Here is a 17,175-nt window from a genome sequence, read left to right on the forward strand (position 1 = left end):
AGCCACGTAGGTCACGTCGTTTCCGGTGCACGGACGGTGATGGTGCCGTCGGTGGGGAGGGAGAGGGTCCCGGGTTCGCCGGTCTCGTAGTCGCGGTAGGTGAAGGCGATGTATCCCTCGTCGAGCTCGTCGTACTCGGCGGATTCGACGAGGCCCCAGCTGTTGGTGTCGGGGTCGATGAGGGCGAGGAGGCCTTGGCGGGCGAGGGTGCCTTCGTCGTCGAGTACTTCTTCCACGACGAGCTCGTCGGGTTGGGTGTAGCCCTGGAAGAGTTCCTCAGTGTCGTCGAGCTCAGGTTCGGCTTCTTCTCGTTGGATGCGCTCGAGCTCGGCAATGCGCTTCGCGACTGTGTCGTCGTCGAGGCCGGTGAAGACTCCGGCAGCCTTCCGCTGGATCTCGGCCGCGCGGCCGGCTTCGACGATCCGGGCCGCCATGTAGTCGTTGTAGTCCGGGACGCCCTCAACCCCGGTCCCGTCCAGGTCGGCCTGGTCTTCGGGATCGACGACGGCCATCAGCTGGTGGATGGTCTGCTTCGGCGTGATCTGCTCGACCAGTTTCAGGTCGTCAGGGAACACCCAGTTCTCGGGGTGCTCGGCTTCGGTCTGGTAAGGGTCGGGAGTCCAGTACGCCTGGATCTCGACGGGAGTGCCGTGGTCGTCGTACGCGATGCCTCGGCCCTTGGCGTTGACGGGTACGGTGACGCCGATGGAGTACGAGTTCCACATCATCTGAGCACCGTCGGGGGAGAGGCGTCCGAACGAGGCACGGAACCCGAAGTTGTCGCGCATGTCACCGGTCAGGAACTCCGCGTCAGGGCGCTGCAGGCCCAGGAGGGCGTGCATGCGCACCTTTCGGGCGAGGGACATGAAATCGCTGATCTCCTCGAGCACGGGAGGCTGTGTGCCGGGGCCCTTGGGCTTCACGGTGCGATACCAGCGGGTGACGGCGTTCTTGAACGTCTTGAACTCGTCGATGGGGAACAGCACGGGGGTGAAGTCCTCGAGGCGGACGCGCCCGCTCTCGTAGTCCTCGAAGCGCTGCTGCATGGTGCGGAACACCTCGTGGGCGACCCGAGCCTGGTGGTCGATGCGGCCGGCGATGAGGCGCACGTTGGGCCAGGAACGTAGGCCGAGCAGCTCGATGCGCTTGCCGTCGATGCCCCAGATCTCCCACCCCTGTGCGGCGAGGTACTGGATGATGCCGAGCATTGCGACGGTCTTGCCGGCGCCGGTCTTCCCGGTGATCAGGCCGTGTGGGTCGCGCTTGGGCCGCCAGTAGATGGTGTTTCCGTCTTCGTCGACGGCAAACGGCACTTTGAGGTCGTCGTATGTCGCGAGCGGGTCGACCGTGGCCGGTGCGATGTTGGGGTTGAAGATGACCCCGGACAGGTCCGGGCGCACTTCGAAGCGGACGGTGTCGTGTTGCAGGTCCCAGAAGGCCCTCCATCGGCCGTCGAGCACCGCGGAGATCTGCGACTCGATGCGCGCACGCAAGGCGCTCGAGGACAGGCGGGGGGTGACTTCGTAGCGGACGGTGATCTCGCGCAGCTTTTCGTCGACGAACTTGGGGTTCGCTTTCGCGTCGCCGCCGAACGTCTTCGCGATCACCGTGTTCACACGCTCGATCTGGGCGTCCTTGCTGGTGTCCTCGACCACGGGGTTCACGCTCAGCTGGAACCACCCTTTGCGGGGCTTGTGCTTGCCGAGCTTGTACCGGGTGTCGAACGCCCGCTCCACGACCCGTTTGGTCTCCCCGAGGATCTCGGGGAACGACTCGTCGGAGACAGGGTTGTAACGCACCAGGACGCGCGTAGGACGCCCGAACCATCCTCCCCGCCATCGAGAGGCCACTAGGTGCTCTCTGGCGGGCGCAGGCCACCCCAGAGCGCCGTAGATCCGCAGCAGGCACAGATCGACCGCCTCCTGTCGCCGAGTGGACCTTACATGCGTGGTGATGACGGCCGCGGCGATCAGTACTGCGGCTGTGCCTGCGAGCACGAGAAGGCCTGTGGGCACCTCGAGGATCACGCCAACACCGACGAGCACGAGCCCGGCGGCCAGCAGCGACCCGACTGCCAGGATGGGCGGGTTGGTGCGGGGGAGTGAGGTGATCGCGGTCCGGGAGGACATCAGCGGCCCCCGGACTTCTCTTCGCGGGCGGCGTGGTGTCTCTTGATAGCCCACGCGCCGAGGGTGAGCAGCCCCACCAGGAGCCCGGCCAGGATCACGACTCGGGCGAGATCCAGACCGATGCCGTCGGCGATCGGGATCAGCACGTTCTCGTCGACGAGCAGGTGAGCCTGCAGGAGCGCACCGCGCACGTCGGGGAGAAAGGAAGCGAGGATCCCCGGACCCAGCAGGAACAACAGGATGGGGAGGGTGAGGATCAGCATCGTGCGGTCATCGTCGGTGTTCATGTGGTGCTCCCTGCTGCGCGTATGCGCGTTCACTCCATAAGGGGTCTGGTCTGGGTCGAGGAGTCGACAAACCCGTTGGCGCTCATAGCCGTTTGCACCAGTCGTCCGGGCACACTTCGATTCCCCACAGGCGCATGAACTGCTCGGGGTCGACGAAGTTCTGATGCTCGGGTCGGGTCGCCGGAGCCATCCGTGTCTCGTTCTGGGAGAGGGTGAGCTGCGCGACCTGCGGGTTGGTGTTGTCGGCGACGTTGATGCGCAGGTCGAGGTGACACCCTCCGCTGGGAGGGACGTTCCCGACCTTTCCGATCTGCTGTCCCGCTACCACCTGGTCGCCGACGTCGACGAGCCGATCCGACTTGTACATGTGGAGGTAGGACACGACGAACCCATCGGCGTGCTTGATCGAGAGCCACAGGGCGCTGCTGAGCGTGACCGTGCCGGGAAGGATGGCGTAGACGGGTGCGCCACAGTTGCCCGGCCAGTTCTGCAGGTCGATCGCGGCATGCCAGGTCGAGGCCCCCTCGACGTCGATGTCGCGGGGCCCGTACCCGCTGGTCATCTGGTACGGCTGGTCGAGGGGGAGGGCCATTTCGCCGCTGATCGTCCCCGTGCCGCATCCGGAGGCGATCCCGCCGCCGAGGGCGCTGATCAGCTGCTCCGCCCCGGCTTCCCACTTGTCGTACGCGTCGGGGTAGGCGCTGACCTGGACGGTTTGCGCGGCAACCCCCGGTGCCATGCTCTCCCACCCGTCGATGTCGAGCAGGCCGCGCGGTGAGCCACCGTTCGGGCCGTCGGCGCCGCCGAAGAACGCGCGGATCGAGTAGTCGAGGTTCATCCGTTCCTCGACGGATCCCCATCCGGCGCGCTGCTGGAAGGGATTGAGGCTGTCATGGTCGCTGCCCACAGCGTCGTGGTCGTAGGTGAGCGACTCGGGGACGCTGCTGTTGGCGTACATCCGCAGCACCGACTCCTGCAGAGCCGTCATCAACGCGACCTTCACGCCCTTGTCGGAGATCCCCAGTTGACGGCCGACGGTGATGATCGCCGTGGCGATCGCCAACTGCTTGCTGCTCAGCGTCACGGTGCCGCTACCGCGAGGGATCTCCAGGGAGTCCGGGGCGGTCGTAGAGGATGATGCCGAGGCCGCCGTGCCCGTCCTCGCTGGCGCGGGTGCGGGGGAGTTCGTCGCGGAGATAGTCGGCCGGGTGGAGGCGATCTCCGCGGGAACGCACCCGCTCGCCCCGCTGCCGGCGGCCGCGGCTGAGGAGGACAGCGCGCCCATCGCGACGACGACGAACCCGCCGAGCCCCAGAACGAGGGCTACGACGAGCGTGGCGGCGATGAGAGCGAGCTTCTTCATCGTGATGCGAGCTCCTTCGGCCGGAATGCCTCGAGCTCACGACGCCGTGCTTCCGCACGCGGGGACACCGCAGCAGGCCGCGGAGGCAACGACGATACGTCGTGCACCGGAGCTGCGGGGCGTCGACGGGCGGTTGCGACGCCGTTGTTATCGACCTCGATCCGACTCGGCGACTCCTGGACCTTCACCACCTTCAGCTCGCCGAGATCTGCGCCACCCTTCGTAGCGCGGTCGGCTCCAGCTCGTGCTGCCTTCCCGGCAACACCCTTGGCCACCTCTACCCCTGCTGCCGTGGCGGCGCCGGCGACACCGCCGCTGGCGGCACCCTTGGCGACGTTGACGGTGACTCGTCCCGCCGAGATCGCCTTCTTGGCGGCAGAGCCCCCGTGAGGACGTCCGCCCGGGCTACCGGTAGGGACTGATCCCGACCCGGTCGAGGCGCCGCTGCCACTGGTGAGTGCGGGGCGTGACGGTGCTGTGCGCTGCGGGTCGGGGACCTGTCGCAGCACCATCGGGTCGGGTTCGGGGAGGGCGGCAGCCGGCTTTTCCGCGGGCAGCTTCTTCCCGTCCTTGTGGAACAAGTCGTATGCGTTCTTGGCCATGCTGGTGACCGCGCCCATCTTCAAGAGGGCGTTGGCGTCCTTGGGTCCGCTCTTCATTCCCAGACCAAGGCGGCTCAGCGGTCCGGCGGCCATCCGGCCGGCCTTGAGCGTCGCGCGTCGTGCCCGCCAGATCAGCACCACCATGATGATCAGCAGGATCGACAGCAGGAACATGCGGAAGTTGTGCGGGATCCCGCCACTTGCCGTCATGATCCAGGTAGTCAGCTTGAGGTAGAGCGAGAGCAAGCAGGTCATCACGATCAGGCTGATGAGCCCCATGATCGAGTCGCTGATTGATCGCCACAGCGGCTCGCGGTTGACCGGGAGGATCGCGAGGTAGACGAGGAACATCGACTTCACCGCGGCGACCAGGAAGAAGAACACCGACACCATCAGCAGGGCGGTGATTGCCAGAGCGAACAGCAGCAGCGTGGCCACGCCGCCGGCATTGACGAACGCGAACATGATGTTCAGCCCGCCAGGGTTGTCCGATACGGACTTCGCGAAGTCGGGCAGGCAGCTATCGAAGTTGGCGTACGCGCCGGAGAAGATTCCGGTGATCGGATCGGATGCGCTCATGGCCTGCGTGTAGGGCTCCTGGCAGTTGTCGGGGAGCACCATGCCGTAGGAGATCACCTGGTGAGGGATGCGGATGAACACGTCCACGAGCTGTGAGGTCACAGCTGCCGACATCGTGTCGACGTCGGCGGAGGTCTGCGTGTCGTCGACGACGATCGCGCCGGCCAGCGATCCACCCCACTCCTGCGCCTTGTCGAGCATCCCTCCGGTGGCCGTCAGCGTTGCGACCGGGTTGGCGAGGATGCCCACCGCGAGCACGGACATCACCAGCGCGATGACGATCTCCCAGATGCCCGCGGATGTCTTACCGAACAGGATCGCTGCGCCTCCCACGAGTGCCGCGATGGTCAGCGCGAACGGGATCCAACCAATGCCGGACAGCTCGCCCTGCATCCAAGTGGCGAGCGCGTTGAATGGCGTCGCCAGCCAGGAGACCCACTCGAAGGACAGCATGAAGCTGAACAGCCAGATGATCGCCGTGGTGATGTAGTACTGGATCATCCAGACCAGCTGCACGATGAAGTTGGCTATCACCTTCCCCGGCGACCAGATATCGCCGGCGTTGACGTTGATCGTCGCGAACCGTTCGATGGGCACGCCGTGGCTGTCGGTGAACTCCGTGCCCTCCGGGAGAAGCCAGGAGGCGTGCGCTGCCTGAGCTGCGACGACGTTGAAGTAGACCAGCAGCAGCACCGTGAGGAGGATCCGGGCTTTCCACGGGTGTAGATGCGCCCACACGCGCGCTCGGAGAGCCCACGACGAGAGCGTGTGGAACGAGGAGGCGTAGAAGGAGATCACCGGGACTCCACTGGGGTCGAGGGCGTGGACATGACCGCCTGGCGCCGCTCTGGTCTGGCCGGAAGGGTCTTGCGGAACTTGCCGTAGCGGCCGCGGATGTCACGCATGATTCCTTCGCCGCGACGTTCCGGTGCGACCTGACGGTCCGCCCCCATCGGGCTGAGGTTCTGGGTCACCTCGCGGACGGTGTCGACAGTTACCGGGAGGCCGAGCCATTCCAGGGCGCGTCGTGCGAGCTTCTCGTCGGTTTGGCGCATCACGAACCTGATCTTGATCAGGCCGCGGGTCACCTCGTCGCCGAAGTCGGCAGGATCATGAGAGCCCACGGCGGCGGCCGCGCCGTGCTTGCGGCCGTCGCGGAAGAACGTCTGCAGCTCGGCCTCACCGTCACGGCTCGCGGTGATGTGATGGGCCTCGTCGAACACCGCCAGGGCGAGACGGTAGATGTCCATGAAGCACGCCTCACGGGTCAGCTGGGTGAGCACCGCGTACATCGCGCGCCCGAACTTCTTCTCCAGCGGCAGCTGCTTGAACAGGTGCTCCTTCTCCACCTCCGCGCGATCCGGCAAGGGCAGCCCGCGGGTGGTGAAGACGATGGCGTCTGCACTCAGATCCAGCGCAGGGATGGTCTCGTCGAACAGGACCTTGCCGAAGTCTTTGGTCGCTACGACGCGGATCAGGTGGAGCAGCTCGGTGGCGATCGTGTTGTCGGTGAGCTCGGCGAGGTGAGTCATCAGCGAGCCAAGGCTGGTGATCCCGTTCTTGGCCATGTACTCGGCCTCCAACAGCCGGGACAGCTCGACTCCGCGAGGTTCGACGGGATCGACGTTCAGCATCAGCGCGAACAGGGACTGCACCATGCGCGCGCCCTTATCCGGGCCGAGGACACGAATCGGGTCCAAGGACCACTCTGGTTCGAGGATGTCGACGACTCGCGCCTGCGCGCCCGTCAGGGACTGGGCGAAAGTCGCATACTCGCGCGCGTTCGTGCGGTCGATGGCGACAATGCGGCCGCCGCGGTCCAGAACGTCGCCGGCGATCGTCTTCAGCAGGACGCTCTTTCCGCCGCCGAGCTCCGAAACGACGCCGAAGGATCCCGACGAGTCGGCGCGGATGTTGCCATGCAGATCGATCAGGATCGGCGTGTGGCGGCCGGTGGTGATGTTGTCCCCGAGGCGGATGCCACGGTCGTCACCGAGGAAGCAGCTCACGATGGGAAGACCGGAGGCGAACTCTCTGCCGGTGGTGATCTGTGCAAGATCCCGCACGATCCTCGAGGTGGGGGTCCCCGGCTGCATTGCCCACCACAGCTCCTCCTGACCGCCGAGCGGCGCCTCCAGGAGGAAGTCGCTGGCCTTGTAGTCCGCCGCAACGTAACGCGCCCGTGCCTGGGCGATGTCTGCCGTCTCCCCGCCGACGGCGAAGATGACCGTGGCCTCGACCTCGACCTCCTTGTCGGAGGCGTTCAAAGAGGCGTGGTAGGCGGCCAGCGTCTCCCCGATCTCGACGAGATCCGAGCCGCTGCCGGTGATCGCATTGGTGCCTGACTGCTGCTGCACCTGGTCGATGAGCTGCTCTTCGGCGCGCTTGTTGCGGCGCTTGACCGCCTCGGCCGGGGTCACCGTCAGACGAATCGCCCAATCGACGTCGACCTCGTACTGTTCGACTCGGCTGATCCACTCCACGCCGGGCATCAACCAGCCACCCTTGGGGCCGGCGACGACAGCCTGCATCACCTGGTAGCTGGGCTCCTCCGAGTAGGGGCTCTGCACCTTGAGGTAGCGCCGGTTGAACGGGAGGAACCTCTTGAGCTCGCTGGGGGAGAGGTCGGATTGGCCTCCCTCGTCCAGCCATGGCCGCGGCATCGCAGTTGGCAGCTGGGTGGCCGGGACCTCGTCGATCCCTGCTGCTTCATCGGGTGCGGCGCCGTCGGCGACCAGGCCGCGGTGCTGCGAGCGCAGCGCGATCCAAACCTGCTCGGCGACGGTGGCTGGGCGGGCGTGGAAGCCGGCAGGGATGCGGTGCTCGAGCTGTGTCGCAGCGGCCATCGCCGCAGTGACCTCAGCTTTGGTGGGGACGCTGCGGGGCAACGCCAACTGCTCGCGGAACTGGTCGAACCCGGCGCGCCATGCCGCGCGGGAGCGGGTGCGCCAGTTGCCTGCCGCGAGAGGGATCGACAGCCAGTAGACGCGCTCTCCGAGGGAGATCTCCTCGAGGGAGTCCAGTGTCAGGGCGCACTCCTCAGCCCATGCGGGAGCATCGCGGATGTCGACGCCGGCGAGCATCTTGTCAACGATGTCCACGGGATCCGTGGCGGCGCAGTACCCCAGAAGGAGAGCCTCGCCACGTAGCGACTGGAACAGGGCCTGATGCTGCGAGAGAACCAGCTGCAGCATCTCATCGGTGCCGAGGCCATGCGGGAGCCCTTGGAGTCGCCAAGTCGCCCAGATCGTCCCGGTGCGAGTCCAGGTGAGGTTGCCGGCGAATGCGGCGGCGGGGATCTGCATCACAGTCTCCTAGTTGCTGGTCGAGTGGATCTGAGCGAGCAGCCGCTCCACCCCGGTCTCGGGGCGGTGCGACGCGGCCGCCGCTGCGGCAGTGGGCGCCATGTCGCGGCGTTGACGGCGGGGCTGCGGGGCGGGCGCCGGGGTCGCCTTCCTCGCCGGTTCTGCGGCGAGCGGGGAGGGAACAGGTCGCCGCGCCGGCCGGGGGGAGAGCACCTGGGTGGCGCCACCTGCGGCGTGCGGTTGCGCGAGCCGGATGGTCTGCCCCTGGTACTTCCCCCCGAACGGCTTGAACATCGCCGCCGCTCCATCGAGGAACGCGAACAGCAGATTGCGTCGCGTCATCGGTATTCGCCCCACCAGCCAGGTGGCGGCGAAAGCGACCCCTGCGGTCACGAGGAGGTCAAGAAGGATCTCGCCAGTGCTCCACAGCAGCCCGCGGGTGACCAGCATCACCAGCAGCACCGCCCCGCCCACCCCGACCTGGGTGAGGGTGTACGGGCCGCCGGGAATGCGGCTGCCGTCGTTCATCCGGCCGATCATCTTGGGGAATCGGCGGGACCGCGTGTAGAAGCGGGCGATCTCCTCCTGCGGCACGGTCACACCGCCGGGGCGGTCAGCTCCGGAATCCCCCAGACGCCGGCAGCGTCAGCGGTGAGCTGCACCGCGGGCGATGCCGGGGCCGAGTTGACCTCGGTGTTGAGCCGGTCGGAGAAGAGCTGGATGCCGCCGTTGACGAGCATCACGACCACCGCGGCCGCCAGGCCGGTGACGATGATCTTGCCCCACTTGAGGTTGGTCATGATGGCGACACCGATCACGACGATGATGGCGAGGAAGATGACCGCGGCCTGCGCGACCGTCGTCCACGTGCCGAAGAGGCCGATGAGCCAGTCGGAGAGAGATTCCATGAGTGCTGTTCCTTTCGGGGTGCCCGCTCAGTGCGAGGGGGTCGGGGTGGGTGTGGCGGGTTTGGAGGTCGCTCCCTTCGAGCGCTCCTGTGGTGCGAGATCGACCGAGGTCGTCTCCCAGCGCCCATCCCTCGCGGTGAGGGTGAGGGCGTAGGTCGTGGTCAGCCGCTGACCGGTCGCGCTGGACACGTCCGCGGTGGCGAAGACGTGCACCACGTCACCGTTGGCGGGACTGTCCGATGGAGTGCGATCGCTGCGCACGTCGGTGACCTTGAGCTCCTGATACGGCGCCGGGTCGATCGCGGTGATGGTGGAGCCCGGCGAGATCACCCGGGTGATGTCACCGGAACCGGCGAGATACGCGCCCAGGAACGACTCCACTGTCGTGCGTGCAGAGGTGTTCGGCGACACCGTCTTCGTGTACGACAGCTGCACGGTCGATGCGTCATGAGCAGGCGCCGCCACCGGAGTGGGCAGAGCAAGGACCGTCATGCCGGCATCGCTGACTCGAACCGCGACCGAGAAGTACCTGCGCGGCCAGAACGTCGTGCCCTGGTCGGAGGTCATGTCGTACTCTTCGACGTTCGCGGCGACCACGACGGAGACGGTCCCCGCGTCCTCGATCGGGTCAATCGACACGACACTGAGATCTCGGTACGCCCACGCCTGCTCGCTGAGCAACGATGTCGCCGAGTCGTCGATGTAGTCCAACAGGGCACCCGGCTGCTGTCGGGTAGCCCCCAGCCACGCACCGACGAATGACGTCGCGTACGCGCCCGCCTCCTGTTGCTGCACCGTCAGCCCGGTCTGAGCGGCGACCACGGCCGCCGCAGGCTTGGAAGGAGGCAGCAGCAGCTGCATCCCCAGCGCCAGCACCCCACACGCGAGCCCCAAGTAGAGCAGCCCCGTCACGGCCTTCTGTGACAGCGAGCGCCCGTGCGACCAGCTGCTTCCCTGTGCAGCCGGCTGCGCGACCGGCGCGGCGGCGTCCGGGCCGGCGGACGCCGCCGCAGTCTTGCGGAACTTCATGATGCCTCCTCGGCGACGCCGCCATTGAGGCGGAGGAACTTGGATGCCGCGTCCTGGTAGCGGTCGGAGTTCAAAAACGCCAGTGCCCGCTGACGGGTGGTGGGGGAGAACAGCTCCTCATGCAGGTCCAGGGCGATGTCCTGCCCCTCGTCGAACACGCCCAGCACGGTCGCGTTGTCCTGGAGCTGCGCCAACAGATCGGCGCCGATGACCGCGTCGTCCTGGCCCTCACGTGAGCTCATCTCGCTCTCCTCGTTCCTGTGGTCTGCGAGAGGCGGTTCAGCCCCCTCACCTACAAGGGGTGGGCGCAGAGAGGCGAAGTGGACAAACTCGCCAGATTTCTTTCACGGCTCCCCGATACACGCCCTCGTGCCGCGCAATTCCGGGGAAATACGTGCTCACCGAGTTGTGGAAGATCCCGTCGGCACCAACTCCGATACACGCTCGGGTACACATCGCGTGAGGACCGTCGGGTGGGAACACAACCCTCAACCCGGGAGTCCCCATGTCGCTCACCAGCACGCGGCCGGCGCCGCTGATGACCCGCTTGAACACTGAATGGACCACGCTGATCGCTGAGAAGGAGCACCAGTTCGGTTCCCTCGGAACTGCCACCTCGGCAGCCATCCTCAAGAGGATCCGCGCCAGCAAGAACGCCGCTCAGGACGCAGTCCTCTACGAACTCGTCACCCTCGCGCACGGTGGTGACCGCACAGCCGAGCGGGTCCTCCTCCAGGCGTTGATCCCCGCCGCGCAGCGCATGGCACACCGGGTGCGCTCCCTCGACGACTTCGACCGTCACGATCGCGTCGGGTACGCGATCGGCGCCGCGTGGGAATCCATCCAGCGCTACAAGCTCCACCTGCGCGGCCGCGTCATGGCGAACCTCACCATGAACATGCTCGGCATCCTCGCCCCCGAGAAGAGCGCCAACGATCGAATCATCGCCGACCGCACCACACCCGTCGCAACCGACGTACTCGAGGCAGAGGCAGGAGCCTGGGTGACGCCGGAGCCGACCCCCGAAGAGCGCCTCGCCGAGCTGTTCACCTGGGCGCTGGACAACAACCTCGTCACCACCGAGGAAGTCGCCCTGCTGTCACGCACGGCCCTCAGCGATGAGAAGCACGCCGCGATCGCCGAAGACCTCGGCCTCAGCATCGCTTGCCTCCGCAAGCGCGCCGACCGTATCCGCGCCCGCATCGCAGGCGCCGTCCGGGACGGACTGTGAGATGAGTTCGGAGTACCGTCGCCACGCATGGGATCGAGCGCACGACTTCGCCGCCCAGCACCCACTCTGTGTGACACCTGAGCAGTTCGCTGACGAGTACGAGGCGCTGATCGAAGACCTCAGCTGCGAGATCCGATACCCCGACCTGCCAGACCCGACCCCCGCAGAGTTCGCCGACTCATCCATGTACTGGTGACACCCACCTCCTGGGGGGCGGCGATCAGGCCTGGCACAATGGCGTGCATGCCCGAGCATGCCCCCGAGCTCGTCGACGACCTGGTCAAGACGATTGGACTATCACCATCCCGCGCCGGCATCATCCGGATCACGTACCAACATGGCCACGTCACCGCCGGGCAGCTCATGGAGCAGCTCGGCATCGCCCGCAGCACTTTGACTCATCACATCCAGCCTCTTGTGGAAGCCGGCGTCCTGATCGCCGAGACCGATCCCTCCCGCGCGGGGACCGCGTCCGGGTACAACCGGATCCTCTGGAGGGTCGACCACGACGTCCTGCAGCAGCTGCTCAGAGGCGTGTCGCTGACGCTCACCGGAGAGTGACCGCACCTCTTCCCCGACATGATCAGCCTGTCCCCCGAATGGGGGACAGGCTGATCTGATCAACCAGATTGTTAATCACATCACCCACCTCTAAGCCTTCGATGATCATCGCAAGCTGTTATTGTGTCCCCCACAGACTCAGGGGCGGGAGGCTCGAGCAATCGGGCCGATGAATCTGTCGACTCAGCTGGAAAGCTCCCACCCCTTGTAGGTAGACACCTGCGAAAGGACGACGGTGAGCACAGCAACCAGCACCGCCCCGGCCGAGCCCAAATCGGACAAGACCCGCGCCCGCGGACAAGACGCCAGCAGCCAGGCCGCGATCACCCCCGTGCGCACCCGCCGGTCGGGTATCTGGCTCGCCGCAGCGATCGTGCTCATCCTGATCGGCGCGATCGGCGGCGCATTCCTCTATACGACCGCCAGCAACACACAGCAGGTCTTCGTCTCCGCGCACACCATCGAGCGGGGAGACACCATCGAGCGCGACGACCTGACGACGATCGCCCTCGCCGCCGGGCAGACCACCGCCGCCATCCCCGTCGCTCGCGCGGACGAGGTTCTCGGCAAGATCGCCGCCAACGACATCGCCGCCGGCGGCATGATCACCGACAGCGACCTCACCACCAGCCTCCCCGTCCCCTCCGGCCAGGCGCTCGTCGGCCTCGAGCTCAAGAGCAGCCAACTGCCCGCGCAGACTCTCGTCGCCGGAGACGAGGTGGTCATCGTTCCGGTGGCCACACAAGCAGCCACCGGCGGAATCACCACTGTCGACCCCTCCACCACCGTCCAAGGCACCGTGTCACAGGTGCGGGCCTCCACCAGCACCACCGGCACCGTCATCGTCGACGTCTATGTCGAGGCCCGGTCCGCCGCCAACGTCGCCAGCCAGGCAGCCGCCGGTGCCGTCGCCATCTACCTCGCACCCGGAGACTGACCCGTGGCCGTCATCACGCTCACAAGCGTCAGCGGATCCCCAGGGGTCAGCACCGCCGCCCTCGCCCTCGGTGTCCACTGGCCACGCCCCGTCGTTGTCATCGAAGCCGACACGAACGCCGTCACCAGCGCCATGCCCGGATTCTTCCGATCCAACCTGCTCCCTGAGCTCGGCGGCATCGACAAGCTGCAACTCGCCTACAGCCGCGGCGTCCTCACCCCTGAGGACCTCCTCGACCCCGAACGGTTCCTCGCGATCGCCGTGCACGAACTGCCCCCGATCAAGGCTGCCCCCATCCCCACCATCCCCGCCGGCCACAAGCTCTGGATCGTCCCCGGGTTCTTCCACCTCGGGATCGCCGACGGGGTCAGCGGACTCTGGGTCCGGCTCCCCGAACTGCTCCGCTCCCTCTCCGAAGCCGGCATCGACGTCATCATCGACCTCGGCCGCCTCGGACGAGACGACGTTCGCCTTCCCCTGATCGATACCTCAGACCGCGTCCTGATCTGCGCGAACTCCACGATGGTCGACCTGAACCGTCTATACCGCCGCCTCGAAGGAACAGACCTGACCCAACGCGTCGGCGTGAGCGTCGGGAACGCAGAGAAGTTCCTCCTCCTCCTCAACGAAGCGCCAGCCGAGCAGATCCCGGCATCCGACTTCGCCTCCAACACTCTTCCCGTCCTCGCGACACTCCCGTTCGACCCTCAAGGGGCCGCGACCTTCTCGGTGGGGCGCCCGGACCCCAAGCCCAACCGCAACGCGTACAGGCAGAAGATCCGCAGCGTCATCGCAGGGCTGGGCACCATCATCGGATACAGCGACCTCGATCGGAGCGCCAGCTGACATGAGCGACGAATCCGTCCCCGAGGTGCAGATCAGCACCCGCCCCTTCCTGGGCGACATGCTGACCGCACCCTCACCGCAGACCAACCTGCGCGGCAACGCTGCGGCAGAGAACCCGCACCTGTTCGCCGCGGCCACCGGCCGCACCCACTTGCACCGCGTCACCGAAGATGAACGCCCTCTGCCACCTGAACCCACCGCCGAAGTGCTTCCCGACAACTACCAGATGCCCACACCGCCTGCGCCGACGACCCGGCGCGCGGCGAGCGTCGCGCCGGCCACCGTCGTGGAGCCCTTCCTCGAGGACGTCGACTGGACCGTTGTCGACACCCTCACCAAGCAACTCACGCTGAACGAAGACGGAGCCGGCCGCACCCGCGCCGAGTTCGACGTCGCGACCGCCCCCGCCGGTCCGGACACCCCGTTCGAAGAGCAGTCGCTGGGAGAGATGACCCGGATGGTCGATCGCCACGCGGAATGGCGGGTGGTCAACCTCGGGAGCGACAACGAGTGGAGCCCCCGCAAACGCGCCCAACACGTCCAGGCCGTCTTCGACAACGTCTTCCGATACGGGCGGCTGCAGCAGTACCTGCGCGAACCCGACGTGGAGGACGTCAGCGTCGTCGGCCACGACAACGTCATGGTTACCAAGACCACGGGCCGCCGCGAACAGCGCCCCGCCCTGGCAGAACACGGCGCCGACCTCGAGCAGATGGTGTCCGACATCGCATCCTGGCGTGGACGCAACTTCTCCCGTCCCGGCGGGCACCTCGACCTAGACATCGGAGGAGCCCGGCTCTCCGCCACCGGCGTCCCCAACACCAGTGTCCCCAACCTCACCATCCGCAAGCACAACCTCGTCGACGTGGATCTCGACGACCTGGTCGGCAAGAACACGCTCACCGCGAAGATGAGAACCTTCCTCACACTCGCCGCCCGAGCCAACTGCTCCGCGCTCATCGCCGGATACCCCGGAACCGGAAAGACCACCTTCCTCCGCGCATGGATGGCGACCGTCCCCTGGGAAGAGAAGATCGTCACCATCGAAACCGAACGCGAGCTCTACCTGAACAAGGGGCCCCGCCACTCGCAGGTGCAGGACCTCCAGTACAGCCCCGCAATGTTCGCCGGCAGCGACGTGACCGCCTCCTACAGCCTCGCCGACGCGTTCTACGAATCCCTGCGCTCCTCCGCCCAGCGCATCCTGTTCGGCGAGATGCGCGGTCCCGAATCCGGGTGGGCGATGAAGGCCATGCAGGCCGGACGCGGATCCGTGTCCACCATCCACGCCCGCAGCGCCGACGACGCCATCCACCGCTTCGCCGACATGCTCATGAGCGAGTACGGACTCGCGACCGACACCGTCCCGCTCCGCCAGATCCTGCGCAGCATCGACATCATCATCTACCTCGACTTCATCGAGAACCCCGACGGCACCCGCACCCGCATCGTGTCCGAAGTCGCCGAGGTCGTACCCAACGACCGAGGCGAACCCATGGCGTCGAAGCTTTTCCAGTGGGACTGGGACCACGACACCTACGTCGAACCCGAGAAGCCCAGCAACCTCAAGCTGCTGCCCATGCTCGCCCGCGCCAGCCGCGTCAACGGAATCCCCTGGGAGTTCTGATGATCCTTCCCGCAGCAATCGCCGGAGCCATCCTGCTCGCCGGCATCGTGATGGTCGTCGCCTACTTCCGCCCCGCACCGGAGAAAGCACCCAAGCGCGCCAAGACGCAGGCCACCCTCGCCCAGCGGTGGCGTCGCGTCAGCCGTCCAACCCGGACGCGGCTGCTCATCGGCGCCGCCGTCGGCCTCGTGGCTGCCCTGTTCACCGGGATCCCGCTACTCCTGGTCGTCATCCCCGCCGCGATCGTCGGTCTCCCGCTGCTCCTCGGCAAGCAGGACACCCGCGAACAGCAGCTCATCCTGTCGCTGGAAGCCTGGGCCCGTTCGCTGGCCTCCACCGCCGAAACCGGCAAGTACACCCTCCGCGAGGTCATCGGCATCACCCGAGGCGCAACCCCGCCGCTGCTCCGCTCCGCCGTCGACCGTCTGCACGCCCGCATGTCCACCTCATGGTCGGCAGCCGAAGCCTTCAAAGCCTTCGCTGACGAGCTCGACAGCGCCTACGTCGACGAGGTCACGATCTACCTGATCCAAGCCGCCCAGTTCAACAGCGGCGGCCTCGCCCGCGCGCTCTCCGGCGTCGCCGACACGCTCGCCGTCCAAGCCAAGCAGCGCATGGAGATCTTCAACGAGCGTGAGAAGCCGCGACGGACCATGCAGATCATGACCGGCATCGTCGGTATCGTCCTCGCCGGCCTGGTCGTGTTCTCCCAGACCCCCACCATCGCCTTCTACCGCACCCCGGTCGGGCAGATCGCGCTCCTGGTGATCATCGGCATCTTCGTCCTCATCCTCGTCTGGGCGAAGTCGCAGACCAGAGTCCGCCCCGAGCCGCGGATCGTTCTCAGCTCCACCGCCGCGGAGGTCGAACGATGAACCCGCTACTCCTCGCCACCATCCCCGGCCTGATCGCCGGAGCCGGCCTGGCACTGCTTCTCCTGAACTACGCCCCCCGCACCATCCGCGCCGGGGACGCGCTCACCCGACTCGGGGAAGTGTCCATCCCCAACGCGACACCCGCCAAAGCTCTCGCCGGCTGGGACAAGGCCGGCGCCTGGGTTTCACGGCGCGCCCCCGGCATCCCCTTCTTCACCGCGCCGACCGCAGAGCTCGACCTCCTCGAGATCCCCGTCGCGCAGTTCTACGCCGACAAGCTGAAGATGGCGGCGATCGGGTTCTGCATCCCGCTCGGCTTCGCAGCCCTCCTTCAAATCGCCGGCCTCAGCTTTCCGCTGCCGCTGCTGTTCTGCCCCATCCTCGCGTTCGTGTTCTGGATCATCCCCGACTCGAGCGTGCGCACCAAAGCAAAAGAAGCCCGCCGCGAGTTCACCCGGTTCGTGACCGTCTACTTGCAGCTGGTCGCCGTCGCTCTCCTCGGCAACACCACCGCCGACGCTGCGCTGATGTCCGCAGCATCCGTCTCCGACTCCTGGGTCTTCCGCCGCATCCGCCGCGAGTACCAAGCCGCCGAGCTCACTCGCACCAGCAAATGGGATGCCCTCGAGCGGCTCGGAGTCAGCGTCGGAGTACCCGCCCTGATCGACATGGCCAGAACGATGCGTCTCTCCGAAGCACGCGTCGGCCTCCGAGAGCAGCTGCTCCCCGCCTGCGACATGCTCCGTGCGCAAGTCGCAGCCAGCGACAAAGATGCTGCCGAGAGGGTCACCAGCAAGATGGACATCCCCGTCTTCTGCACCCTCATCCCGATCATGGCCCTCATGATCGTTCCCTCCGTCCTCCAACTGACCACCCTCTGAGCACCACCCACACCG

17 protein-coding genes are annotated in these 17,175 nt (G+C 66.7%); 8 read left to right on the plus strand and 9 right to left on the minus strand.

Translation table 11 applies throughout. The features are described 5' to 3' along the window. Positions 1-11: 11 nt before the first annotated feature. The 9 genes from O1W71_RS14615 to O1W71_RS14655 form a co-directional block, all read right to left on the minus strand. Complete coding sequence (locus O1W71_RS14615; RefSeq protein WP_269268560.1) at positions 12-2,129, minus strand: FtsK/SpoIIIE domain-containing protein; 2,118 nt, start codon at positions 2,127-2,129, stop codon at positions 12-14. Further along, positions 2,129-2,416, minus strand: a complete 288-nt coding sequence (locus O1W71_RS14620; RefSeq protein WP_234058043.1) for a hypothetical protein — start codon at positions 2,414-2,416, stop codon at positions 2,129-2,131. Before O1W71_RS14620 ends, O1W71_RS14615 begins: the two co-directional genes overlap by 1 nt. Positions 2,417-2,498: 82 nt before the next feature. Continuing rightward, a complete protein-coding gene (locus tag O1W71_RS14625; RefSeq protein WP_269268561.1) occupies positions 2,499-3,779 on the minus strand; it encodes a M23 family metallopeptidase in 1,281 nt (426 codons plus the stop codon). Then, positions 3,776-5,758 (minus strand): hypothetical protein, encoded by a 1,983-nt coding sequence (locus tag O1W71_RS14630; protein WP_269268562.1) that lies wholly within the window; start codon positions 5,756-5,758, stop codon positions 3,776-3,778. The genes O1W71_RS14625 and O1W71_RS14630 overlap by 4 nt, the downstream gene beginning before the upstream one ends. Then, positions 5,755-8,265: an ATP-binding protein gene (locus O1W71_RS14635; RefSeq protein ID WP_269268563.1), complete on the minus strand. Its 2,511-nt coding sequence runs from the start codon at positions 8,263-8,265 to the stop codon at positions 5,755-5,757. Before O1W71_RS14635 ends, O1W71_RS14630 begins: the two co-directional genes overlap by 4 nt. A 9-nt stretch (positions 8,266-8,274) precedes the next feature. Beyond that, positions 8,275-8,793, minus strand: coding sequence for a hypothetical protein (locus tag O1W71_RS14640; protein ID WP_269268564.1), 519 nt, complete (start codon positions 8,791-8,793; stop codon positions 8,275-8,277). Between the two features lie 68 nt (positions 8,794-8,861). After that, positions 8,862-9,173, minus strand: a complete 312-nt coding sequence (locus O1W71_RS14645; protein WP_269268565.1) for a hypothetical protein — start codon at positions 9,171-9,173, stop codon at positions 8,862-8,864. A 27-nt stretch (positions 9,174-9,200) separates the two neighbouring features. Then, positions 9,201-10,202 (minus strand): conjugal transfer protein, encoded by a 1,002-nt coding sequence (locus O1W71_RS14650; protein WP_269268566.1) that lies wholly within the window; start codon positions 10,200-10,202, stop codon positions 9,201-9,203. Beyond that, positions 10,199-10,444, minus strand: a complete 246-nt coding sequence (locus O1W71_RS14655) for a hypothetical protein (protein WP_269268567.1) — start codon at positions 10,442-10,444, stop codon at positions 10,199-10,201. Before O1W71_RS14655 ends, O1W71_RS14650 begins: the two co-directional genes overlap by 4 nt. A 263-nt stretch (positions 10,445-10,707) precedes the next feature. Between O1W71_RS14655 and O1W71_RS14660 the strand changes: the two genes are divergently transcribed. The 8 genes from O1W71_RS14660 to O1W71_RS14695 all read left to right on the plus strand — a co-directional run bounded on the left by O1W71_RS14660 (position 10,708) and on the right by O1W71_RS14695 (position 17,160). Further along, a complete protein-coding gene (locus O1W71_RS14660) occupies positions 10,708-11,433 on the plus strand; it encodes a hypothetical protein (protein WP_269268568.1) in 726 nt (241 codons plus the stop codon). A 70-nt stretch (positions 11,434-11,503) separates the two neighbouring features. Then, a complete protein-coding gene (locus O1W71_RS14665) occupies positions 11,504-11,629 on the plus strand; it encodes a hypothetical protein (RefSeq protein ID WP_269268569.1) in 126 nt (41 codons plus the stop codon). 47 nt (positions 11,630-11,676) lie between these two features. Further along, a complete protein-coding gene (locus O1W71_RS14670) occupies positions 11,677-11,994 on the plus strand; it encodes a winged helix-turn-helix domain-containing protein (RefSeq protein ID WP_269268570.1) in 318 nt (105 codons plus the stop codon). Between the two features lie 235 nt (positions 11,995-12,229). After that, on the plus strand, positions 12,230-12,931 hold the full coding sequence (locus O1W71_RS14675; protein WP_269268571.1) for an SAF domain-containing protein: 702 nt from the start codon (positions 12,230-12,232) through the stop codon (positions 12,929-12,931). Between the two features lie 3 nt (positions 12,932-12,934). After that, positions 12,935-13,777 (plus strand): hypothetical protein, encoded by an 843-nt coding sequence (locus O1W71_RS14680; RefSeq protein ID WP_269268572.1) that lies wholly within the window; start codon positions 12,935-12,937, stop codon positions 13,775-13,777. Between the two features lies 1 nt (position 13,778). Further along, the gene (locus O1W71_RS14685) at positions 13,779-15,404 is read left to right on the plus strand and encodes an ATPase, T2SS/T4P/T4SS family (RefSeq protein ID WP_269268574.1); all 1,626 of its coding nucleotides are present in this window, start codon (positions 13,779-13,781) and stop codon (positions 15,402-15,404) included. Further along, on the plus strand, positions 15,404-16,279 hold the full coding sequence (locus tag O1W71_RS14690; RefSeq protein ID WP_269268575.1) for a type II secretion system F family protein: 876 nt from the start codon (positions 15,404-15,406) through the stop codon (positions 16,277-16,279). Before O1W71_RS14685 ends, O1W71_RS14690 begins: the two co-directional genes overlap by 1 nt. Further along, complete coding sequence (locus O1W71_RS14695) at positions 16,276-17,160, plus strand: hypothetical protein (protein ID WP_269268576.1); 885 nt, start codon at positions 16,276-16,278, stop codon at positions 17,158-17,160. The genes O1W71_RS14690 and O1W71_RS14695 overlap by 4 nt, the downstream gene beginning before the upstream one ends. Positions 17,161-17,175 lie beyond the last annotated feature (15 nt).

The organism is Microbacterium sp. H37-C3, assembly GCF_027157935.1.
Classification (GTDB): Bacteria; Actinomycetota; Actinomycetes; order Actinomycetales; family Microbacteriaceae; genus Microbacterium; species Microbacterium plantarum.